Origin of the sequence: Rhizobium aethiopicum, assembly GCF_014197535.1 — a bacterium.
In the GTDB taxonomy this organism is placed as follows: Bacteria; Pseudomonadota; Alphaproteobacteria; order Rhizobiales; family Rhizobiaceae; genus Rhizobium; species Rhizobium aethiopicum_A.
In genome coordinates, this window is record NZ_JACIFV010000026.1 from 65221 (window position 1) to 87557 (window position 22337).

Here is a 22337-nt window from a genome sequence, read left to right on the forward strand (position 1 = left end):
AAGCATCACCTATAAATGTGGCTCCTGCTGCCCTCATCAGCTTGGCAGGAGGGGAAAGGATTGGCTAACCTCAGGTCAGGAGATCCGGCCGCAGCAGCATGACCGGGCAGGGCGCTCCGGCCGGCAGTTCCGGTGCATGCGGCGGGCGGATAATGAGACAGTCGGCTTTCGCAAACTCTTTCATCATCGAGGAATCCTGCTTGCCAAAGGGCTCGGCAAGCCAACCGCCTGCAGCGGACTTCGAAAGTTTTGCTCTGATATAATCCTGCCGGTGATCATTGGCGCGCAATGTGACGGCCGCCTCGACTACTGTCTCGCGTCGCATTGGGGGCAGGGAGGCGAGCTTGCGAATCAGTGGCTCGAGGAACAGCAGCGAACAGACGAGGCTTGAAACCGGATTGCCGGGCAGGCCGAGCACATGGGTTTCGCCAAAGCTGCCGACCATCAGCGGTTTGCCGGGGCGCATGGCGATGCGCCAGAAATCGAGCTGCATCCCGGCTTCCATCAGTGTGGCCTGCACTAGATCATGATCGCCGACCGACGCGCCGCCGAGCGTGACGATGACATCGGCCTTCGCATCCCGGGCCCTGTCGACCGCCGTGGTAATTCTCGTCTTATCGTCCGGCACGATGCCGAGATCGAGTACATCGGCGCCGGCTTTGCGGGCAAGGGCCGCAATACCGAACGTATTGGAGGCGATGATCTGCGAAGGGCCGGGCTTGCTTCCGGGCGGCAGCAACTCGTCGCCGGTCGCGAGGATGGCAATCAGCGGGCGCTTGAGAACCTCGACATCGGGCCGGTTCATGCCGGCCGCGACCGTCAGCCGGGAGAAATCGAGCACGGTGCCGGCAGGCAGCACCGCTTCGCCTTCGGCGAAATCCTGGCCGCGGGGGCGCACATGCTGGCTCTGCCGCACCGGGAACCTGGTTCTGATGCCGCCTTCGATCTTTTCCGCATCCTCCTGCAGCAGGACGCTGTCGGCGCCTGGCGGAACAGGCGCGCCGGTGAAGATACGCACGGCCTCTCCCTGGCCCACGCTTCCGTCGAAGCCGTGACCGGCGGACGACGTGCCGATGACCTTCAGTTCAGCACCCGGCTCCGGCGCGTCTTCGCGGCGCAGCGCATAGCCATCCATCGCCGAAGCATTGAAGGGCGGCTGGGTCAGACGCGCCGTGAGATCAACCGCCAGCACGCGGCCCTCAGCCTCGGAAAGCGGCAGCGTCTCGGACGCGGCGACCGGCTTTGCGCAGGAGAGCAGGCGGTCCAAGGCGTCGGCGACCGGCAGAAGGTTCATCTTGCCTCCGGACGACGGAAATCGCCTGATTTGCCGCCGGATTTTTCGAGCAGTCTGACGCCGCCGATCTCCATCGCCTTATCGGCGGCCTTGGCCATGTCGTAGATCGTCAGGCAAGCGACCGAGACGGCGGTCAGCGCCTCCATCTCGACACCGGTCTTGCCGGTGAGCTTGGCGGTGGCGGTGACGCGCAGGCCGGGCAGGGCGGCATCTTCCTCGATTTCGACCGTGACCTTGGTCAGCATCAGCGGATGGCAGAGCGGGATGAGATCGGCGGTGCGCTTTGCCGCCATGATGCCGGCAAGGCGCGCCGTGCCGATGACATCGCCCTTCTTGGCATTGCCCTGGCGGATGAGCGCGAGGGTTTCCGGCGCCATCTTTACATGGCCTTCGGCGGTGGCGATGCGCACGGTCTCGGCCTTGTCGGAGACATCGACCATATGCGCCTCGCCGGAGGCATCGATATGGGTGAGGCCGGGCTTGCCGCCGCTCATATCATTCGGCCGCGATGGCGGCTTCGCCGAAGAGCAGCGCCCGGGTGGCGGCCGCCACGTCGTCCTTGCGCATCAGGCTCTCGCCGACAAGGAAGGTATTGATGTCGACGGCCCGCAGGCGCTGGCAATCGGCATGGGTGAAGATGCCGCTTTCGCCGACGAGGAGCCGATCATCAGGAACCATGGGGGCAAGCGTCTCGCTGACCGTCAGGCTGACCTCGAAGGTCCGCAAATTGCGATTGTTGATGCCGATAAGCGGCGAGGAGAGCTTCAGCGCCCGCTCCATTTCCGGCGCGTCGTGAACCTCGACCAGCACGTCCATCCCCAGCGAGAAAGCTTCGTCCTGCAGACGCTCCGCATCGTCATCGGTCAGCGACGCCATGATCAGCAGAATGCAGTCGGCACCCCAGGCGCGCGCCTCGTGGACCTGATAGGTCTCGAACATGAAATCCTTGCGCAGGGCGGGCAGCGCGCAGGCAGCACGAGCCGCCGTCAAAAATTCCGGCGCGCCCTGAAAGCTCGGCGTATCGGTCAGCACGGAAAGGCAGGCCGCACCGCCGGCTTCATAGGCTTTCGCCAATGCCGGCGGATCGAAATCCGGACGGATCAGCCCCTTGGACGGGCTTGCCTTCTTGATCTCGGCGATCAGGCCGAAATTGCCGGCCTCCTGCTTGGCGACGAGCGCCTTGTAAAAACCGCGCGGGGCGGACTGGCCAGCCTGCATCGCCTTCAGATCGGCAAGCGATACCGTCGCCTTGGCGGCGGCGATTTCCTCGCGCTTATAGAGTTCGATCTTCTTCAGGATATCGGTCATCGGCCAATCCTAGTCGATATCGTTGGAAACGGCGATGAGTTTATCGAGGGCGAGGGCGGTGGCGCCGCTATCAAGCGAATGCGCGGCCAGCGCCATGCCGTCGCGGATCGTCTCGGCCTTGCCCGCGATGACGAGCGAAGCGGCGGCATTCGCAAGCGAGACGTCGCGATAGGCATTCCTGGCGCCGCCGAGCACTTCGCGAAGCGCTGCGGCATTGGCGATGCCGTCACCGCCCCTGATATCGGCGAGCAAGCAGGGGCTGACGCCGAAATCGGCGGGCGACAATTCGAAGCTGCGGATCTTGCCGTCTTCGAGCGCTGCGACCTTGGTGATGCCCGTCGTGGTGATTTCGTCAAGGCCATCGCCATGGACCACCCAGACGCATTCGGAGCCGAGATCGCGCATGACTTCGGCAAGCGGCACCAGCCATTGCGGCGAGAAGACGCCAAGCAGCTGGCGGCGGACGCCGGCCGGGTTGGACAGCGGCCCGAGAAGATTGAAGATGGTGCGCGTGCCAAGTTCGACCCGCGAGGGGCCGACGTGGCGCATGGCGGAATGATGCAGCTGGGCGAACATGAAGCCGACCCCGGCATCCGCGATGCAGCGCGTGATGATCTCGGGACCGACATCGATATTGACGCCGAGTGCCGCGAGATTATCCGCCGCGCCCGATTTCGAGCTCAGCGCCCGGTTGCCGTGTTTGGCGACGGGCACACCGGCGCCGGCGACGATCAGCGCCGCCAGCGTCGAAATATTATAGGTGCCGCTGGCGTCGCCGCCGGTGCCGACAATGTCGATCGCATCGGCCGGTGCCTCGACGGTCAGCATTTTCGACCGCATGGTGGTGACGGCGCCGACGATCTCGTCGACGGTTTCGCCGCGCACGCGCAGCGCCATCAGGAAGCCACCGATCTGCGAAGGCGTCGCCTGGCCCGACATCAGGATGTCGAAGGCATCGCGGGCCTCGTCACGCGTCAGCGGCTCGCGGCTCGCGGCCTTGGCCAGGAACGGCTTCAGATCGGTCATAAAACCTCCTAGCGGGTCGTCGCCTGTTCGGCGAGTGTCTGGTTGATCGAAGCCCCATACTGCGTCTGCAGCAGGTTGACCATCTGGTCGAGGATATCATCGCCGGCGGCATTGGCCATGGCGGTGAGCTGGGCGTCGCGGTTGTTCAGCACGTCGCCGGTCGGCTGGCTGTTGACCTCGGTGACCTTCATCAGGATCTGCGTCGAGGGATCGGCGCCGACCGCGCTCGCAACCGTATCGACCGGGCCGGAGAAGGCGGCCTTGACGGCGGCGCGTCCGAGAACCGGATCATCGGTGGAGCGGGTGATGCCGCTCTTGCTTTCGACGGCAATGCCGAGCGGCGCTGCAATGTCGGCAAGGGCAGTGCCCTTTTGCGCCTGGGCCTTCAATTCCTCGGCCTTCTTGGCGAGTTCGGCCTTCTGCTGCTCTGCTGTCCAGTCCTCGACGGCTTTCTCGCGCACCTCCGCGATCGGGCGGTCCCGGTCCGGCGTGATTTCGCGCACGTTGAACCAGACATAGCCGTCATTGCCGATCGGAAGCGGCGAGGCATCGACGCCGACCTCGGTCTTGAAGGCTTCGCCGAGCAGCTGCTGCTTGGCGGGAAGATCCTTGACCTCCTTGCCGTCCTTGTCGACGCCGGTCGCATCGACGGCGTCGACGGTCACCGCCTTGAGCTTCAGCTGACCGGCGATATCCTCGAGCGTGGAGCCGCCGGCGCGCATATCCTCGATACGGTCATGAACGTTGATGACTTCCTGAGAAGCGTTGGAAAGCGCCAGCTGCTTGCGGATGTCTTCCTTCACCTCGTCGAAATTCTTGACCGTTTCCGGCTTGATGTTGGTGATGCGCAGGATGACCGGGCCGAACGAGCCGTCGACGACAGGCGTCGTGCCGCCATCCTTCGACACCGCAAAAGCGGCATCAGCGACGGCCTGGTCGGGAACCTTGTCCTTGGTGAACTCGCCGAGCAGCACGTCGCTTGCCGTCTTGCCCTGGTCGGTGACCAGCTGGTCGAAGCTTGTGCCGCCCTTCAGCGCCGTTTCGGCAGCGGTGGCGAGATCCTTGCTGGTGAAGGTCAGCTGCTCGATCGTCCGGCTTTCCGGCGTGCGATAACTATCCTTGCCCTTCTCGAAAGCTTCGCGGATCTGGTCGTCGGTGACGGTCGCGGCATCGGCGATATCGGCCGGCTGCAGCTTGAGATAGATGAGCTTGCGGTATTCCGGTGCGCGGTAGCGCTGCTTGACGCCTTCGAACCAGCTCGCCAGCACGTCGTCGGCGGGGGCCTTGATCGGCTCGATATTGGCGTTGGTCAGCAAGAGGTAGTCGATGCTGCGGCTTTCATCGCCATAGAGCTTCAGTGCGTCGATCAGCGTCTTCGGCGCGGTAAAGCCGTTGGAAACGGCATCGACGATCTGGCTGCGGACGGCGACCTTGCTGCGCTCTTTGATGTAATCGTCCTGGCGGATGCCGGCATTGCGCAGGCGCGAAACGAACAGCTCGCGATCGAACTGGCCATTGACAGCCTTGAAAGCCGGATCGTCGCCAATGAGCTGGGCGAGACGATCCTCGGACAGGCCGAGGTTCATATCTTCGGCGAGCTGATCGAGTGAGGCGCCGGCAACGAGCTGTGACAGCACCTGCTGCTCGACTCCGAAGGCGCGGGCCTGCTCGGGCGTGAGGCGCATGCCGAACTGCTGGCCGATGCTTGCCACCTGACGCTGATAGGCAAGGTGAAATTCGTTGACCCCCACCTTCTGATCGCCGACGGTCACGACCGTGGTGCTGCTGCCGCCTGATATCAGCTCACGCGATATGCCCCAGATGCCGAAGGAGGCCACCAGGAGAAGCAGGAGCAGCTTGGCAACCCAGGTCTGAGCAGCTCTTCTCAGAAGATGGAACATGGAAACGCAAACCTCGCAGTATTTATTGACCCGCGCACGGGCAGACATTCGACGTTCCTTAAAACAAAGCCGACAGGAAATGAAGGGTTTGTCACGCGAAAAGCTGCGCATGGCCGCGAGGGCTACGCAAGGCGTTGAAGGTGAACAAAAGATCGGCTCGCGGCGGAACCTTTCAGGCCGCCATTTCGTTGAAGCGGCATCCCATGAAACAGGAGCAGACCATGGCAGAAATGAAAACCGCTTCCGCCGAATCCACCGCTGCGCGCGTCAAGGCGGATATCGCAGCAGACGATCTGTCGGCACAGGTTACGGCACTCCGTGAAGATCTCTCCAGATTGACGGACAGTGTGCGTGCGCTGGGGCAGGGGGCAAAGTCGGTGGTTACGGACGAAGCTTCGCTGATGACGGAACGGCTGCGCGACAAAGTTCGCGAAGAACCGATCATGGCGCTCGCGATAACGGCAGGCGTAGCCTATCTTTTCGGCCTGCTGAGCCGCCGTTGAACATGGAATTCGGGACGGAAAAAGCCGGACGCAAGGCGCGCCCGGCTTTTAGTCATGTCTGCCAGTGATGTCTGGACAATCAGCGGCGGATGGCGCGGCCGATGAAAATCAGAATGCAGGCACCGATGAAGCCGGTGATCAGGTAACCAAGCCACCCCGCCAACGGCTGGATGTGCAACAGACCCAGAATCCAGTTGGCGACGATCGCGCCGACGATGCCGAGCAAAATGTTCATGAGCACGCCCATATTGCTGCTCATGACCTTTTCTGCCAGCCATCCGGCAATGCCGCCGATAATGATGGCCGCAATCCAACCCACGCCTGCGTTTTCCATAATGATCCCTCCTGGTGAAACGACTCGCAAGAATGCACGAAACCAAGGAAAGTTCCACTCCTGGAGGAACTTTAGCGCCTATGGATGCAGCACGGTGACCGGCGTTTCCAGCAGGTAAGCGATGAGTTGGAACATTAGGCCGCTTAGCGCAAGAATTGCGAAGCCGAAAGGCATGATCAGGCTTTTGCTAAACATTCTTCCTCTCCCTTCTGAAGTAAAGCATAAGCCGAAGTGTGGGTTTCGCAAGGTTATTACTAACAATTGGTTAAGTGCGATATTTAAGTAAAATGCTACATTCAGAGTGTGATGTCGAAATTGTTCGCGGATATCATGCTGAAATACACGGAGTAATGGTATATGCCGCCGCTTCCCGTCAAGCCATTCTACATCTCGGAGAGTTTTGGCCGGCCTAATCGGTTTCTCGACGGAACAGGGAGCCGCGGGATGCACCAATTCGGCGCAGGTGCTGATATATGTCCGGCCGCCGGCGGATTGATTTTGGCTCGGACTGCGTCATTTTTCCGGGGGTTCGTTCAATCAGGGAAAGACCTAAATGCCAAAAGCTGCAATCGCTATCGCCTGCTGCCTCTGCCTGCTTACGCTCCCCGGCTGCGGCAATACTGCATACGGGCTGAAGAAGGATGGACAGGAGGCGAGCCACGCAATGGATAATGCGACCCATCGGGTGCTTTCGGCCGGCGCCAAGAAGTAATGGCGGCTGCCGGCGACACGCAGCAAATCTTGCATGAAAAAAGCCCGCCTGGGGTGAGGCGGGCTTAGCATAACAGAGAGAATGAACGGACGAAAACCGTCCCGACTGATACAGCATTTCCTTAAAGGCGCCGCCGTACGTCATTCGACGTAACCGCGACCGAAAGGTTCCGGCAGCGGCGTCAGAATCGGGTCAGAAGTTGCCCCAATTCTGAGCGCGGGCACGGGCGCGAATAATCCGATATTCGCGACCGCCATAGAGCGAACCGATGGTCAGCAGAAGCGTCAGAACGTCCCAGATGATATGCATGTTATCCTCTCAGGTTGGACGGCTCTGCCGTCGATCGGTGAAGGTACAATAGCAATCTTTCGAACCTGCTTATATGACAAGAAATCGGGATGAGCGGGGAAAGGGCAGGCCGCTTGCGGCGTCTGATGAGACGCGCGGCGCTGTAGGAGCAGCAACGTGAACAAATCAGCCGGCGCCAGTCCATGACGATTTTCTCCGTTCGCCACATCACGTCCTATCGTTACCGCCGGGAGGTCGATTTCGGCGAGCATCGCCTGATGTTTCGGCCGCGCGACAGTTTCGACCAGCGGCTGATCGAGGCGTCGCTGACCACCTATCCGGAGCAAAGCCATGTGCGCTGGATCCACGATGTTTTCGGCAATTGCGTGGCGCTCGTCGATTTTTCCCGGCCGTCGGTGGAGCTTCGTTTCGAAACTTGGATCACACTCGATCATACGCCTCAACTCGCCCCGGACATTCGGATCGACGAGGCGGCGCTGACCTATCCTTTCTCCTACGACAAGGACGAAATCGCCGATCTCGCGCCGGCGATGCAGCGCCATTATCCCGATTCGGGCGATGAGGTCGGTCGCTGGGCGCGGCAGTTCGTGCGCCTGGGGCACCCGACAGAGACCGGGCACCTGCTGATGACGCTCTGTTATGCCATTCGCGAAAGCTTTGTCTATGCACGCCGCCAGGAACATGGAACGCAAACGCCGCTGCAGACCTTGCAGCTTCGCTCCGGCACCTGCCGGGATTTCGCGCTTCTGATGATGGAGGCGGCACGCTCGCTCGGCTTGGCGGCGCGGTTCGTTACCGGTTATGTCTACGTCCCCGACCGGGACGGCTCGACCCTCCTCGGCGGCGGCTCCACGCATGCCTGGTGCCAGGTCTATCTTCCCGGGGCCGGCTGGGCCGAGTTCGATCCGACCAACGGCATCGTCGGCAACCGCGATCTCATTCGAGTGGCCGTTGCCCGAGACCCGCGCCAGGCAATTCCTCTGAGCGGCAGCTATGACGGGGAGGGGACGGATTTCGAGGGCATGACGGTGCAGGTCAACGTGACCACGCGGCAGTCGTGGATCACCGAGGGGTAATGGTGCATTGCCCCGGGGAATTGCATCGCGGGAACCGGGCGGCGCGATCGACGTTCCATTCTCACCTCCGCCCATGCCGGGAGGGACGAGGAAGCCACAATGAAGATACGCGCCGGGTTTCATCTGGGCTATAAATGCATACAGCCGACGCCGATGCTGCTGGTCCTCAACATTCATCCCTCCCGTCGCGCCGATCTTCTGAGCGAGCAGGTCCTGACATTCGACCGGCCGATCGAAGCGTGGGAATATACCGATGGCTTCGGCAATGCCTGCAGCCGGATCGTCGCTCCGCCGGGGCTGACGACGATTTCCACCGAGTTCGAGATCTATGACACGGGGCAGGCCGACATCGTCCCCGTCCAGGCCGTGCAGCACGCAATCAAGGATCTGCCCGACGAGGTGCTCGTCTTCCTGCTCGGCAGCCGCTACTGTGACACAGACAGGCTTTCGGATTTCGCCTGGGCGACCTTCTCATCAACGCCGCTCGGATGGGCACGCGTGCAGGCGATCTGCGATTTCGTGCATGACCACATCACCTTCGATTATCAGAAGGCCGACGTTCTCAGAACCGCGCATGGCGGCTTCACCGATAAGAGCGGCGTCTGCCGCGACTTCGCCCATCTCGCCATCGCGCTCTGTCGATGCATGAATATTCCTGCCAGATACTGCACCGGTTACCTCGGCGATATCGGCGTTCCCGCCGATCCGAATCCAATGGATTTCAGTGCCTGGTTCGAGGTCTTTCTCGGCGGGCACTGGCATACGGTCGATGCCCGCCACAACACCCCGCGTATCGGCAGAATTCTGATGGCGACAGGCCGTGATGCGACCGACGTGGCGATGTCGACGGCTTTCGGCCCGGCGACGCTTTCCCGCTTCGAAGTGATCACCGAGGAAGTGCCGTAAGTTGCAGCCACGGACCCACGGGCCGCCGCAGGTAGATCCTACGCCTTCTTCAGGAATTCCGTTTTCAAGACGAGGCCTTTGACTTGCTTGGTGTTGCACTCGATCTCGCCGGGATTGTCGGTCAGACGAATGCCTTTGACCAAAGTTCCACGCTTCAGCGTCTCAGAGGTGCCCTTGACCTTGAGGTCTTTGATCAACGTCACGGAATCGCCGTCGTGAAGCTGGGTTCCGTTGCTGTCCTTTACGATAATGTCCTCGGCCATGATATCCTCGCTTGATGATGCGAGGGGGAAAACACGACGACAGGGGAGAGTCAATTACCAGCCCCGTCCTATCCCGTCGGATTCTCGTTCTGCTGCCCCCGATCCGCGGCTGAACAGACCTCACGAACACAGCTGCGCAGCCAGCGATGCGCGGGATCGGCATCCATCCTCGGGTGCCAAAGCAATGAAACCGTGAGCTCCGACGTCGGAACGGGAAGGGGGAAACTGTGCATTCCCGCCCGCAAGCCTGCCGTGTGCCGTTCAGGAACGCTGGCGACCATGTCCGAGGCGCGGGCGAGCGCCAGCGCCGTGGAAAAGCCGCCGACGACGGTGGCGACCTGCCGTTCCAGCCCGAGCGCATTCAGAGCGTCATCGATCGCTCCTTTGTCGAACCCGCGCCGCGAGACGGCAATATGGCCGCCGGCCGCGTAACGGGAGGGCGTGATCTCATCGCGGCAAAGCGGATGGCCGGTGCGTACGACACCGATGAAGCGGTCGCGGAACAGGGCCTGCGCCCGCACCTCCGGTCCCATCGTCTCGCCAACGACACCGGTTTCCAGATCGACGCTTCCGTCACGCAACGGTGCGCTGTCCTTGTCCGGTTTCTGCATGAAACGCAGCCGCACGCCAGGGGCTTGCTTGCCGAGGCGGGCAATGAGATCGGGGCCGAAGCTTTCGGCAAAACCTTCGCTGGCGCGCAGCGTGAACGTCCGGACGAGCTTGCCGAGATCAAGCGCTTCGCCAGGACGCAGAACCGCCCGAGCATCCTCGACGATGCGGCCGACCCGCTCGCGCAGCTCGAGCGCCCGGGGTGTCGGAACCAGGCCGCGGCCGGCGCGCACCAGCAGCGGATCGCCCGTGGCCTCGCGCAATCGCGCGAGCGCCCGGCTCATGGCCGATGGGCTGAGCCGTAGCCTCTCGGCCGCAAGGGCGACGCTGCCTTCGGCGAGCAAGACATTAAGGGTGACAAGCAGGTTGAGGTCAGGAGTCGACATGCATGCGGTATAACACAGTTTCGCAGTGATGTGGCGCTAGACGCATGAATGAAGTGCAAATGCTGCGCGTTCCGCCATGCCAGTTGCAGGATTAGGGTTCGCTGGCTCCCTTTCCAGGAGCGTGAACATGGAGATCCTGTTGAACCCGATCATTGCAGAACAGAGCGAGGCAGTCGCCGAACGCCCCTATTCCGTCCGCTGGGCGCTCGCCAGCCTTTGCCTCTCCATGCTGCTGCCATCGCTCGGCACCAGCATCGCCAATATCGGTCTGCCGGCCCTGGCGCAGGCATTCGGCGGCTCCTTCCAGGAGGTGCAGTGGATCGTGCTGGCCTATCTTCTTGCCATCACCACCCTGATCGTCAGCGTCGGGCGGCTTGGCGACATGAGCGGCCGCAGGCGGCTTCTGCTCATCGGCATCCTGCTGTTTACGCTGGCCTCTGTCCTCTGCGGGCTTGCGCCCGCGCTCTGGCTGATGATCGCCGCGCGGGCGCTGCAGGGTCTCGGTGCGGCCATCATGATGGCCCTCACCATGGCTTTTGTCGGCGAAACGGTGCCGAAGGCGAGGACCGGCAGCGCCATGGGGCTGCTCGCAACCATGTCGGCGATCGGCACCGCTCTCGGCCCGTCGCTCGGCGGGGTTCTGATTGCCGGGTTCGGCTGGCCGGCGATCTTTCTTGTCAACGTGCCGCTCGGCATCGTTGCCTTCACGCTCGCCTATTGTTTTCTGCCTGCCGACGTCAACATGGGGAAAACGAAACGCGCCGGTTTCGACATGGCAGGCACCTTGCTGCTTGCCCTGGCGCTCTTGGCCTATGCGCTGGCGATGACGACCGGTCGGGGCAGCCTTGGATTGCTGAATCTCTCCCTGCTGGCGGCGGCTTTTTTCGGGGCCGGTCTCTTCGTCTTTGCCGAGAGGAAAGCCGCTTCACCGCTGATCCGGCTGGCGGTGTTCCGCAATGCGGTGCTGAGCGCAAGCCTGGTCATGAACGCGCTCATCTCGACGGTGATGATGGCAACGCTGGTGGTCGGCCCGTTTTATCTCTCCCGTGCGCTCGGGCTCAGCGAGGCCGCCGTTGGCGCCGTCATGTCGATCGGCCCTGTCATCTCCATCCTTGCTGGAGTCCCGGCCGGCCGCCTGGTCGATCGTCTGGACAGGCCATTCGTGATCGCCGCAGGCCTCGTCGCGATGGCGGCCGGCGCCATCGCACTTGCCGTGCTTCCCGGAATGGCCGGCTACATCGCCGCCATCGCCATACTGACGCCGGGCTATCAGCTTTTCCAGGCGGCCAACAACACCGCCGTCATGGCGGATGTCGGCCCTGACCAGCGCGGCGTCATCTCGGGCGCGCTCAACCTGTCACGCAATCTCGGCCTGATTACCGGCGCCTCCGTCATGGGTGCGGTATTCGCGCGAGCGTCGGGAACATCGGATGTCGCCGTGGCAGGCCCCGAGGCCATTCACTCAGGGATGCAGATCACCTTTGCCGTCGCAGCCGTGGCGATCGCCGCGGCACTCGCCATCGCCGCCGCGACTTACCGCCGCGGTCGTTGAAGCAGAGCGCCGTCGAGACTGAGACCAAGGTCCTATCCGACCCGGACTTCATGCCGATACCAAACCCTCGGTCGCTGCAATAGGTTTTCGCGGTGGAACGAATTCGCGGAGTTTAGCGGTGACCAAAATCTTCGTTGTGGGGATGATACTGACGCCGGTTATTTTCTGGGGTTCCATCGGCGCGCTGATATATTCGATGTTGTCGTGAACGGATGTTTTCTGACCGAGCTTGCTGATCAACTCGGGAGCTGAGCCCTTGTTCATCGGCTCGGAACAATCCCGTCAAGCAGGAATTCCAGGCCTTTCCTGAAAACGCCGTCCCAGTCATTGTCCAACAGCAGACGAGCGCGTCCGATCGTCGGGTATTCTGCGCTGAGATGAGCAAGGCGCTGCTGCCCGGCGAGCATGTCTTCGTCCGAAAGGACGAAGTTCGCACGAGTGATGGTCGCGCCCATCACATAGTTCCAGAGGGACCATATCGCGCCGTTCAAATCCGCCTCCTCGACACCGGCTGTGGATAAGACCCTGCCCAGCAACTCCAGACGACCGAGGATGTTCGAGCCGAGCGCCCGGCGCGGCAACAGCGACGCCGACCAGGGATGGCGAAGCATGCTGGCGCGCCAGTCTTCAAGGATGTGAAAGACCGCCTGACGCCAATCCGGCGATTCGATCATTTGCGACGATCCGCGATATTCGAGCACCGAATCGAGCGCGAGATCAAAAACCTCCTCTTTGTTGGCGACGTGCCAATAGAGACTCATCGCGCCCGAGCCGAGGCGATCGGCCAGCCGACGCATCTTCAATCCCTCGACGCCTTCGGCATCCAGCAGTTCAACCGCGGTCGCTACGATCCGTTCGAGCGAAAGACGCGGTTCCTGTGCGGAGGGGACCGGGGCAGCTTTCCGGTGAGGCCGTTTATCCTGGGTGCCGACGCGTTTGGCTGCCATGTGTCTTTCCTAAAAGGATCGGGACATCGATTTAAGCCGGCGAAGCGACAGATGTCGATCCTCGCCAGTTGACTCGTACAATGTACGATGCGATGTAGTCGTACGTTGTACGAGTGTGTTGCCGAAGAGTAAAAAGCGTAATCCAGCAGGCGGCGAGGGTCGTTCCTCGCAGTCCTTACGGCTGAAAGAACATCATGTCACATGCAATCAAACATCTGCTTATCGGAGGGCTGATCATCATGACCACAGGAATTCCCAACGCGACGACGGCGAACGAGGGTGACCTCAAGCTGACTATCGTCAATCCAAAAAACCTCTACGATCCGACGCCGAATGGCTATAGCACGGCAGTAATCGTCCCCCGCGGCGCCCGGTTGGCCTACATCTCCGGACAGGGTGGTCAGGACAGCACGGGCGCCTTGTCGCCGGACTTCGCCGTCCAGGTTAAGCAGGCCTACGCAAATTTGCGCAGCGCCCTCGACGGCCTCGGAGCAAGGCCGGATCAGGTCGCCAAACTGACGATCTTCGTGGTTGATCACGATATGTCCAAGCTCGAGGTGCTGACCAGAAACGTCAAAGACATGTTCGGCGACGCACTCCCGGCGCAGACCCTTGTCCCCGTGCCCAAACTTGCAATCGATCCGATGCTGTTCGAAGTCGAAGCCGTCGTCATGCTTGAATAGTGATTGCGACTGATCCGCCGGCTGGCCTGATGGAGAAAATTGCAAAATGGCGGAAGAGGTGGGATTCGAACCCACGGTACGGTTTCCCGCACGCCGGTTTTCAAGACCGGTTCCTTAAACCACTCGGACACTCTTCCAAGTATTTGGGAAGCCTGAAGAAAGTCCGTTTCGGTCTTTCCGGTGGATCGGTGGTTTCTGCCGATTTGCTGCCCATTCACTCACAGGCCGGCTTTTTAGCAGCTTTGATGGCAGCGTCAACTTGTTCTGCAGAGAAGCGGCTATGAGAGCCGCTTCTCTCTGCCGCCGTCAGACCAGGACGGTGAAGTTGTCGAATGCGAGCTGCGGAAAGCCCGTCGGCTCGACGTCGGGCTGAATATCGAAGCGGATAAAATCGACCGCTCCCAGCGCTGCCAACGAAATGTGCTGGCCATCGGCAATGGTGTCACCATAGACCGTCAGCGACATCTCACTCACCTTGTTGCCACCGATATAACCCTCGAAGGTTACGAGAGCATCGACACCTTCATAGGCGGGGTCGAAATTGGTTGCGACGTCGACGCCCTCTATGGTGAAGAGCTTGCCATCAACACGTTCGAAAAACGGATTATAGGGATTGGTGACAACGTACTCGTTGCCGGCGGATTCGGCGACCGCCCAAAGGTTGCCATCGAGTTTGTCGCCAAACTTGAATCCTGCATAGCCCGAGGCGATGTCAGGCAGCCCGGGATATTCCGTGGGAGCATCCTCGAAATCGATCGAATACTGCCCTTGCGGAGGAGTGTGGACTCCGATGTTGAGACTGCCGACATCCGTGCCGCCTTTTCCATCGGAGATCTTGAATGAAAAATTCTCGCCGAAGATCCCGCCGGGCTCAAGCGCGCTCGGATCATTGACCGTGTAACTATAGCTGCCGTTGCTCCAAATCGTCAGCGTTCCGTGCTCACCCTCGATGGTAAGATACCCCGGCTCGCCTGCCTTATTAGGAATTCTCATTCCGTTGACGAACTGAACCTGGAGCAGATCGCCGTCGGAATCCGAGGCGTTGTCGAGAAGGTTTCCTTCGATGGCCTCCGCTGGTGCGTAGTCGTGGACCGACACGTCAGGCACTATTGGTTTGTGATTTGCCATGGCTCGTCTCCTAAAGATGAGCGTGGAAAGGACGCCGGGCTGCGACCCCAACGCTGCAAATAAACTTTCTACTCCACTTTGAGTCAAGCAACAAACTACACGCCCTAAGGGAGTGACGGCCGATGCCATTGCCGTGAAGGACACGTAAACAAGAGAGCAAAAGCCGATCTACTACCTTGGGACGAAGGCGCCAGTTGCAGCCAGCGTCCTTAGAACAGCTGCTGCTATCGTCGGTGTGTCGATCCGGTACTTCCCGACCTCTAAAATCCCGCCAACGTTTACCATGTGCTCCGCATCGGCACGCCGATTTCGGCTCTCATTGCAACAGCGGGAGGCCAGGGCGGAGACTTCGCGTTAGCAATTTATAAACCATAATCATTGGAATTGTCGCTATCGCTGCGAAATCGTTCGTAAATTTGCCACGAACTCAGCAAGATTAAAGTCTCGTTAGGCGGGCGGGGATAAGGCGTTATTGACCCAGGATGGGGCAGAGTTCCTTAACCATAACGATCTTTGAGCGGCGTGGGGCACATGAAACTGGAATACGGGGCGTCTTTCGCAACGACAGCGCGGTGGTTGGCGATATCGGCGATGTGTGCGACGGTTGCGGCATGCGGCACGACACAGGGGGTGCCGAAAAAAAGAGCCCACGGCAAAGAATATTTCTCCGAATCCGAATATGGCGTGAAGGCCAGCCCCCGCGTCGCCACCGGCAACAATATCCCCAAGGGCGGCGGCCGTTACATGGTCGGCAACCCCTATGAGGTGAAGGGCAAGTGGTACTATCCGAAGGAAGATTTCGCCTATAACAAGGTCGGCGTTGCCTCCTGGTACGGCTCGGCCTTTCACGGGCGGCTGACGGCGAATGGCGAAGTCTACGACCAGATGCATCTTTCCGCCGCGCATCCGACCTTCCCGCTGCCGAGCTACGCCCGCGTCACCAATCTTGAGAACGGCTCCTCCATCGTCGTGCGTGTTAACGACCGCGGCCCCTATCACGAAGGCCGCATCATTGACCTTTCCAACAAGACGGCCGACATGCTGGATCTGCAGCACAGCGGCACCGGCAAGGTGCGTGTGCAATATGTCGGCCGCGCCCGCATGGACGGCCATGACATGCCCTATCTGATGGCCTCCTACGTGCCGAAGGGCAGCCGCATTCCCGGCATCAATCCGGAAGGGCAGATCGCAACCGGCGTGATGGTCGCCTCCAACAGCCGCAAGATCACCCGCGATCAGCTGCAGAACGCCGAAGACTACGAGACGCCGGCTAATGTGCCGGTGCCGATGTCGGCGACCTCCTATGCCGGCTCGACGCCGAGCGCGCGCTACAATGCGGCGCCCGGCCTTGCGCCGGCCGTCCATGTTCTGGTGGCGCCGTCGGCTTCTTCCCCCAATGCCTCGCCGGGCTTCGATCAGATGGTCGTGCTGCCGGAGATCGGTCCCATGCCCTATGAGCGGCCTTATGGCGGTTCTCAGCTTTCCCTCGCTCTCGGCTACCAGAACGAGGCGGTAAAAACGATAACGGTCGATCTCGCCTTCGATGCGGTGATGGTGCGCAATGACGGGCTGACAAAGGCTTCCATCCTTGCCTCGGCCAAGCGCCAGCAGGCAAAATCGGCAGCGCGTTGAGCATGGCGATTGCATCGAATTTCGCCGCGCTCTAACCTTCTCAAAACGCCGTTGACCGATGGGAATTGCGATGCTGAGGCCTGTGCTTCGTCTGCTTGCATGTCTGATGCCGCTCGCCGCCGGCGCACATGCCGCCGATGGGGGCGCAGCCGGTTTTGCCACCAAGGCGGCGCAGGCCTATATGATCGAGGCTTCCACCGGCACGGTGCTTCTCGCCAAGAATGAGGATCAGAGCTTTTCGCCGGCGTCGCTCGCCAAGCTGATGACGATGGATCTGGTCTTCGAGGCAGTGACCAAGGGTCAGATCACGCTCGATACCGAATATCCCGTTTCCGAATATGCCTGGCGCACCGGCGGCGCGCCGTCAAGGACGGCGACGATGTTTGCGGCCCTCAAATCACGCGTGCGCGTCGAGGATCTGATCAAGGGCGTCGCGATCCAGGGCGCCAATGACAGCTGCATCATCCTCGCCGAGGGGATGGCCGGAAGCGAGCAGCAATTCGCGCAGTCGATGACCCGCCGCGCCCGCGAACTCGGGATGGAGAAAGCGGTGTTCGGCAATTCCACCGGCCTTCCGGACGGCAAGAGCAAAGTGACGGCGCGCGAGATGGTGACGCTTGCCGCTGCCCTTCAGCAGTCCTATCCCAATCTCTATCCCTATTTCGCGCAGCTGGATTTCGAATGGAACAAGATCTTCCAGCGCAACCGCAATCCGCTGCTCGGGCTCGATCTCGGCGCCGACGGGCTTGCGACCGGCTTTGCCGAGGGAGAAGGTTATTCGATCGTCGCGTCGGTCCAGCGCGACGGCCGGCGGCTGTTTCTGGCGCTTGCCGGCATCGCTTCCGACAAGGAGCGGACCGAGGAGGCCAAGCGCGTGCTCGAATGGGGGCTGACTGCCTTCGAGAGCCGTCAGATCTTCACCGAGCATGAAGTGATCGGCGCAGCCAGCGTCTATGGCGGCTCGGCGCGCACCGTCGATCTCGTCGCCAAGGTGCCGGTCAGTGTCTATATTCCGATCAGCAACCCCGACCGGCTTTCGGCGCGCATCGTCTATCACTGGCCGCTGATGGCGCCGGTGAAGCCGGATTATCAGGCCGGCACGCTCAGGATTTTCGCCGGCAGCCGGCTGCTCAGGGAAGTGCCGCTCTATACCGCGCAGGCGGTCGGCGAGGGCTCGCTCAGCAGCCGGGCGGTCGACGCCGTGCTGGAACTCGGCGAATCGCTGTTCTTCTCCTGGCTCTGGGACAAGTCCGCCCCCGGCTGAACGCCGGGATGAGGCTCTTGCGCGCAGCGTTTCTTTTCCCGCGTGTCGTTGCCGCACAGTCATGCTCCAGACTTGAATGCCTGACCTTCTGATACAATTTGCGGGGAAGGTGATTATGTCGCCGCCGCGAAAGGTTTTCCTTCCCGATGTCTTCGGATAGATAGAAGAAGCGGGGCGCGCGGGCGTGCGGCGTCCGGAATGCGGGAAGTTGTCATTGTCATCCGGTACGGGACTGTTCGTTACGTTTGAAGGCGGGGAAGGCGCGGGGAAATCCACGCAGATCCGCCGCCTCGCCGAGGCGTTGAAAGGCGAAGGGCATGACGTGCTGGTGACGCGGGAACCGGGCGGGTCGCCGGGCGCGGAAGCCGTGCGCCACGTGCTTCTGTCAGGCGCTGCCGAGGCCTTCGGCACGCGGATGGAGGCGATCCTCTTTGCGGCGGCGCGCAACGATCACGTCGAAGAGGTGATCCGGCCGGCCCTGACATCAGGCAAGATCGTGCTCTGCGACCGCTTCATGGATTCCTCGCGTGTCTACCAGGGCATCACCGGCAATCTCGAGCCCGATTTCATTGAGATGCTGCAGCGGGTCGCCATCAACGGCGTCATGCCGGATTGCACCTTGATACTGGATATTCCCGCAAAGGTCGGCCTGGAGCGGGCGCAGAAGCGCAGCGCTTCGGACGGTCCCGATCGCTTCGAAAAGGAGCGGCTCGAAACGCACGAAAAACGGCGCGAAGCCTTTCTCGATATTGCCGTCCGCGAGCCGGAGCGCTGCCACGTGGTCGACGCCATGCAGACGGAAGAGGCGATCGCCGCTGAAATTCTGGCGATCGTCAAGCGGCTGATGTCGCCCGCAGACCGCGCGCGGATGCCGGAAGCTGCCCATTATGAGTGAAGTCCATTATGAGTGAAGATCGGCCGGGACTGCTGGACGGCGCCATCTGGCCCGCCGAAAATACCAGGCTGTTTGGCCATGAGGAGGCGGAATCCTTCCTTGCCCAGTCCTACCGATCCGGCAAGGGTCATCACGCCATTCTGATCGAAGGGCCGGAGGGTATCGGCAAGGCGACGCTCGCCTTCCGCTTCGCCAACCACGTGCTCTCGCATCCCGATCCCGACGCGGCGCCGGAGAAGATCGGCGATCCGGATCCGGCCTCGGCCGTCAGCCGGCAGATCGCCTCCGGCGCCTCGCATAATCTTCTGCATCTCGCCCGGCCGGTGGACGAAAAGACGGGCAGGGTGAAATCGGCGATAACCGTCGACGAGGTGCGCCGCGCCGGCAAGTTCTTCTCGCAGACCTCAGGCACCGGCAACTGGCGAATCGTCATCATCGACCCGGCCGACGACATGAACCGCAATGCGGCCAACGCCATTCTGAAGATCCTCGAGGAGCCGCCGAAGCGGGCGCTGTTCCTGGTGCTGTCGCATGCGCCGGGGCGGTTGCTGCCGACCATCCGCTCGCGCTGCCTGCCGCTGAAACTGGCGCCGCTTGCCGACGAGGCACTCGTTGCGGCCCTTGCCCATCTCGGCATAACAGGCGAGGGCAGCGTGCTTTCGGCGGCCAAGGGCAGTGTCGGCGAAGCCTTGAAGCTCTTGAACTATGGCGGCAGCGAAATCATCGCCGGTTATGACGAGGTGCTTTCCGCCGAGGGGCCAGCCGCCCGCAAGGCGATGCACCGGCTGGCCGAGGCGCTTTCGGGCAAGGAAAGCGATACGATTTTCGATTTCTTCGTCAGCCACGTCGGCGACGACATCATGAGCCGCGCTCGCGCGGCGGCAGGCGAGGGACAGATCGCCGCGGCCGAACGGCTGGCACGGCTCTACTCGGAGGTTACCGAGCGACTTACCGTCTCCGATGCCTACAATCTCGACCGCAAGCAGACGATCATCAGTATCCTCGCCGATATCAGGCAGCCAAGATTCTAACGGATCAACCGGCCAGCAGCTTCCATGCGACGACGCCAAGTGTCACGGCAAGAACAATGCGAATGATGCGTTCGTGCAGCCTCGGCGCAAGAAGGCTTCCCAGAATGATACCGGGAATTGAGCCGACGAGCAGGGCAAAGAGCATCGCCCAATCGATCTCGCCGATCAGCCAATAGCCGGTGCCGCCGATCAGGGTCAGGGGTACGGCGTGGACGATGTCGGAGCCGACGATTTCGCGCACGTCGAGCCTCGGATAGAGCACGAGCAGGATCGTCACCCCCAGCGCACCGGCGCCAACCGAGGTCAAGGTGACAAGCACGCCGAGACAGAATCCAAGAATGACGGTTAGGGCAAGAATGGTCGTCGCTCGCGGCGGCGTGCGTTCGCCGATGGCGCGGCGCGCCAATTGAAGGATCGGGCCGCGAAAGATCAGCATGATCGCGGTCATGACGAGAAGCCAACCGAGGGCCGATGTAATGGTGTTGGTCACGCCGATGCTCTTGCGATCGACACCTGCCAGCAGCCAGAGCATCAGCAAGGCGGCCGGGACGCTGCCGGCGGCGAGACTGCCGACGATCTTCCAGTTGACGCGCCCATGCACGCCGTGAACGGCGGTGCCCGCTGTCTTGGTGATTGCAGCATAGAGAAGATCGGTGCCGACGGCAGTTGCCGGATGGACGCCGAAGAGCAGCACCAGCAGGGGTGTCATCAGCGAACCGCCGCCAACGCCGGTGATGCCGACAAGGGCGCCTACAAACAGTCCCGAAATTGAATAGAGAGGCTCGAATGTCAAGCAAGCGCCTCCAACGGCGCCCGGCCACCGGGATTGTGGTAGGTGAAAACTGGCACGTCGTTCGGTCCCGCCTCTCTTTCTGACGACCGGTAAATTGCGTGCGAGACGGAGTCAAGCTCACGACCCCGTGTCCTCGAAATCATGGACGGCAGCGAAACTTGATGTTTCGCTTGACGGTGACATGCGCTAAGAGCGGCTAACCATTGATAGAATAAGCCGGACATTGGCCGCCATGACAGACAAGACACCTTTCTACATCACCACCGCGATTTCCTATCCCAACGGCAAGCCGCATATCGGCCACGCCTATGAGCTGATCGCGACGGATGCGATGGCGCGCTACCAGCGCCTGGACGGCAGGGATGTCTTCTTCCTGACGGGCACCGACGAACACGGCCAGAAGATGCAGCAGACGGCGCGGGCCGAGGGGATCTCCGCGCAGGCGCTTGCCGACCGCAACTCCGGCGAATTCCAGGCAATGGCGAAGCTGCTCAACGCCTCGAACGATGACTTCATCCGCACTACGCAGGAGCGTCATCACGAAACGTCGCGGAATATCTGGAAACTGATGGCCGACAATGGCGACATCTACAAGGACAGCTATGCCGGCTGGTATTCGGTTCGCGACGAGGCCTACTACCAGGAAAGCGAGACGGAGCTGCGCGCCGACGGCGTGCGTTACGGCCCGCAGGGCACGCCCGTCGAGTGGGTGGAAGAGGCAAGCTATTTCTTCAAGCTTTCCGAATACCAGGACAGGCTGCTTGCCCATTACGAGGCCAATCCCGATTTCATCGGTCCGGCCGAGCGCCGCAACGAGGTGATCTCCTTCGTCAAGTCGGGCCTCAAGGACCTGTCGGTGTCGCGCACGACCTTCGACTGGGGCATCAAGGTGCCGAACGACCCTTCGCATGTCATGTATGTCTGGGTGGACGCGCTGACCAACTACATCACGGCGACGGGCTATCTCGAGGACAAGAATGGCCCGAGAGCGAAGTACTGGCCGGCGGATGTGCACATTATCGGTAAGGACATCATCCGCTTCCACGCGGTCTATTGGCCGGCCTTCCTGATGTCGGCGAAGCTGCCGCTGCCGAAACGCGTTTTCGCCCACGGCTTTCTGCTCAACAAGGGCGAGAAGATGTCGAAGTCGCTCGGCAACGTCGTCGATCCGGTCAATCTGGTGAACCATTTCGGCCTCGACCAGGTGCGCTACTTCTTCCTGCGCGAAGTCTCCTTCGGTCAGGACGGCAGCTATAGCGAAGAGGCGATCGGCACGCGCATCAATTCCGATCTCGCCAACGGCATCGGCAACCTCGCCAGCCGGTCGCTGTCGATGATCGTCAAGAATTGCGACGGCAAGATTCCGGAATGCGGGCCGCTGACCGACGAGGACAAGGCGATGCTGGCCCAGGCCGACGCGCTGCATGCATCGACGCGCGAGGACATGAGCAAGCAGCTCATCCATCGCGCGCTCGCCTCGATCATATCAGTCGTTTCGGAGGCTGACCGCTATTTCGCCGGCCAGGCGCCATGGGCGCTAAAGAAGACGGATCCGGCGCGGATGGCCACGGTGCTGTACGTCACGGCCGAGGTGGTGCGCCAGATCGCCATCCTGCTGCAGCCCTTCATGCCGGAATCATCGGGCAAGTTGCTCGATCTCGTCGCCGCGCCTGCCGACAGCCGAGATTTTGCCGCGCTTGGCGAAGCTGGCCGCCTCGTTGCCAGGACGGCGCTCGAAGCGCCGGCGCCGGTCTTCCCGCGTTATGTGGCTCCGGAGGCCTGAGG

General features: G+C 61.6%; 23 protein-coding genes and 1 tRNA gene. 11 read left to right on the forward strand and 13 right to left on the reverse strand.

The features are described 5' to 3' along the window. Window positions 1-70: 70 nt before the first annotated feature. From GGD53_RS26110 to GGD53_RS26130, 5 genes are read right to left on the reverse strand one after another with little or no spacing between them, the layout of a single operon-like run. On the reverse strand, window positions 71-1294 hold the full coding sequence (locus GGD53_RS26110; protein ID WP_184459638.1) for a molybdopterin molybdotransferase MoeA: 1224 nt from the start codon (window positions 1292-1294) through the stop codon (window positions 71-73). After that, a complete protein-coding gene (gene moaC, locus GGD53_RS26115) occupies window positions 1291-1788 on the reverse strand; it encodes a cyclic pyranopterin monophosphate synthase MoaC (RefSeq protein WP_184459639.1) in 498 nt (165 codons plus the stop codon). Before moaC ends, GGD53_RS26110 begins: the two co-directional genes overlap by 4 nt. Before the next feature lies 1 nt (window position 1789). Further along, entirely contained in the window at window positions 1790-2602 is an 813-nt protein-coding gene (gene trpC / locus GGD53_RS26120; RefSeq protein ID WP_184459640.1) for an indole-3-glycerol phosphate synthase TrpC, read from the reverse strand. 9 nt (window positions 2603-2611) lie between these two features. Further along, window positions 2612-3628: an anthranilate phosphoribosyltransferase gene (gene trpD, locus GGD53_RS26125; protein ID WP_184459641.1), complete on the reverse strand. Its 1017-nt coding sequence runs from the start codon at window positions 3626-3628 to the stop codon at window positions 2612-2614. An 8-nt stretch (window positions 3629-3636) separates the two neighbouring features. Continuing rightward, the gene (locus GGD53_RS26130; protein ID WP_184459665.1) at window positions 3637-5529 is read right to left on the reverse strand and encodes a peptidylprolyl isomerase; all 1893 of its coding nucleotides are present in this window, start codon (window positions 5527-5529) and stop codon (window positions 3637-3639) included. A 221-nt stretch (window positions 5530-5750) separates the two neighbouring features. Between GGD53_RS26130 and GGD53_RS26135 the strand changes: the two genes are divergently transcribed. Then, a complete protein-coding gene (locus GGD53_RS26135; protein WP_184459666.1) occupies window positions 5751-6032 on the forward strand; it encodes a hypothetical protein in 282 nt (93 codons plus the stop codon). Between the two features lie 79 nt (window positions 6033-6111). Here the strand turns inward: GGD53_RS26135 and GGD53_RS26140 are convergent, their stop codons facing one another. After that, the gene (locus GGD53_RS26140) at window positions 6112-6366 is read right to left on the reverse strand and encodes a GlsB/YeaQ/YmgE family stress response membrane protein (RefSeq protein ID WP_064802691.1); all 255 of its coding nucleotides are present in this window, start codon (window positions 6364-6366) and stop codon (window positions 6112-6114) included. A gap of 553 nt (window positions 6367-6919) precedes the next feature. Here GGD53_RS26140 and GGD53_RS26145 point away from each other — a divergent pair. From GGD53_RS26145 to GGD53_RS26155, 3 genes are all read left to right on the forward strand, one after another. Further along, window positions 6920-7078 (forward strand): entericidin, encoded by a 159-nt coding sequence (locus GGD53_RS26145; RefSeq protein WP_184459642.1) that lies wholly within the window; start codon window positions 6920-6922, stop codon window positions 7076-7078. A gap of 491 nt (window positions 7079-7569) precedes the next feature. Beyond that, window positions 7570-8463, forward strand: coding sequence for a transglutaminase family protein (locus tag GGD53_RS26150; RefSeq protein ID WP_184459643.1), 894 nt, complete (start codon window positions 7570-7572; stop codon window positions 8461-8463). Window positions 8464-8562: 99 nt separating this feature from the next. After that, window positions 8563-9369: a transglutaminase-like domain-containing protein gene (locus GGD53_RS26155; RefSeq protein WP_184459644.1), complete on the forward strand. Its 807-nt coding sequence runs from the start codon at window positions 8563-8565 to the stop codon at window positions 9367-9369. Between the two features lie 38 nt (window positions 9370-9407). Here GGD53_RS26155 and GGD53_RS26160 read toward each other — a convergent pair whose 3' ends face one another. Both GGD53_RS26160 and GGD53_RS26165 read right to left on the reverse strand, forming a co-directional pair. Further along, a complete protein-coding gene (locus GGD53_RS26160; RefSeq protein WP_184459645.1) occupies window positions 9408-9632 on the reverse strand; it encodes an alkylphosphonate utilization protein in 225 nt (74 codons plus the stop codon). Window positions 9633-9700: 68 nt separating this feature from the next. After that, window positions 9701-10627: a LysR family transcriptional regulator gene (locus tag GGD53_RS26165; RefSeq protein WP_184459646.1), complete on the reverse strand. Its 927-nt coding sequence runs from the start codon at window positions 10625-10627 to the stop codon at window positions 9701-9703. A gap of 139 nt (window positions 10628-10766) precedes the next feature. Here GGD53_RS26165 and GGD53_RS26170 point away from each other — a divergent pair, with 139 nt between their 5' ends. Further along, window positions 10767-12179, forward strand: coding sequence for an MFS transporter (locus GGD53_RS26170; RefSeq protein ID WP_184459667.1), 1413 nt, complete (start codon window positions 10767-10769; stop codon window positions 12177-12179). A 48-nt stretch (window positions 12180-12227) separates the two neighbouring features. On the opposite strand, the gene GGD53_RS26175 is transcribed toward GGD53_RS26170, so the two are convergent. After that, a complete protein-coding gene (locus tag GGD53_RS26175; RefSeq protein WP_184459647.1) occupies window positions 12228-12443 on the reverse strand; it encodes a hypothetical protein in 216 nt (71 codons plus the stop codon). Then, the gene (locus GGD53_RS26180) at window positions 12440-13126 is read right to left on the reverse strand and encodes a TetR/AcrR family transcriptional regulator (RefSeq protein WP_184459648.1); all 687 of its coding nucleotides are present in this window, start codon (window positions 13124-13126) and stop codon (window positions 12440-12442) included. The genes GGD53_RS26175 and GGD53_RS26180 overlap by 4 nt, the downstream gene beginning before the upstream one ends. A gap of 194 nt (window positions 13127-13320) precedes the next feature. On the opposite strand from GGD53_RS26180, the gene GGD53_RS26185 reads away from it, so the two are divergent. Further along, window positions 13321-13809: a RidA family protein gene (locus GGD53_RS26185; RefSeq protein ID WP_184459649.1), complete on the forward strand. Its 489-nt coding sequence runs from the start codon at window positions 13321-13323 to the stop codon at window positions 13807-13809. A 47-nt stretch (window positions 13810-13856) separates the two neighbouring features. Here the strand turns inward: GGD53_RS26185 and GGD53_RS26190 are convergent. Continuing rightward, window positions 13857-13946, reverse strand: a tRNA-Ser gene (locus tag GGD53_RS26190). Between the two features lie 169 nt (window positions 13947-14115). Beyond that, on the reverse strand, window positions 14116-14937 hold the full coding sequence (locus tag GGD53_RS26195) for an Ig-like domain-containing protein (protein ID WP_184459650.1): 822 nt from the start codon (window positions 14935-14937) through the stop codon (window positions 14116-14118). A 531-nt stretch (window positions 14938-15468) separates the two neighbouring features. On the opposite strand from GGD53_RS26195, the gene GGD53_RS26200 reads away from it, so the two are divergent. From GGD53_RS26200 to GGD53_RS26215, 4 genes are all read left to right on the forward strand, one after another. Then, window positions 15469-16569: a septal ring lytic transglycosylase RlpA family protein gene (locus GGD53_RS26200; RefSeq protein ID WP_184459651.1), complete on the forward strand. Its 1101-nt coding sequence runs from the start codon at window positions 15469-15471 to the stop codon at window positions 16567-16569. A 70-nt stretch (window positions 16570-16639) separates the two neighbouring features. Next, the gene (locus tag GGD53_RS26205) at window positions 16640-17833 is read left to right on the forward strand and encodes a D-alanyl-D-alanine carboxypeptidase family protein (RefSeq protein ID WP_184459652.1); all 1194 of its coding nucleotides are present in this window, start codon (window positions 16640-16642) and stop codon (window positions 17831-17833) included. A 214-nt stretch (window positions 17834-18047) separates the two neighbouring features. Next, window positions 18048-18728 carry a dTMP kinase gene (gene tmk, locus GGD53_RS26210; RefSeq protein ID WP_184459653.1) on the forward strand — a complete coding sequence of 227 codons (681 nt, stop codon included), beginning with the start codon at window positions 18048-18050 and terminating at the stop codon, window positions 18726-18728. Window positions 18729-18736: 8 nt separating this feature from the next. After that, window positions 18737-19759, forward strand: a complete 1023-nt coding sequence (locus GGD53_RS26215; protein WP_184459654.1) for a DNA polymerase III subunit delta' — start codon at window positions 18737-18739, stop codon at window positions 19757-19759. 4 nt (window positions 19760-19763) lie between these two features. Here GGD53_RS26215 and GGD53_RS26220 read toward each other — a convergent pair whose 3' ends face one another. Then, complete coding sequence (locus tag GGD53_RS26220; RefSeq protein WP_184459655.1) at window positions 19764-20552, reverse strand: sulfite exporter TauE/SafE family protein; 789 nt, start codon at window positions 20550-20552, stop codon at window positions 19764-19766. A gap of 232 nt (window positions 20553-20784) precedes the next feature. Here GGD53_RS26220 and metG point away from each other — a divergent pair, with 232 nt between their 5' ends. After that, window positions 20785-22335 carry a methionine--tRNA ligase gene (metG, locus tag GGD53_RS26225; RefSeq protein ID WP_184459656.1) on the forward strand — a complete coding sequence of 517 codons (1551 nt, stop codon included), beginning with the start codon at window positions 20785-20787 and terminating at the stop codon, window positions 22333-22335. The last annotated feature ends 2 nt before the right edge of the window (window positions 22336-22337 follow it).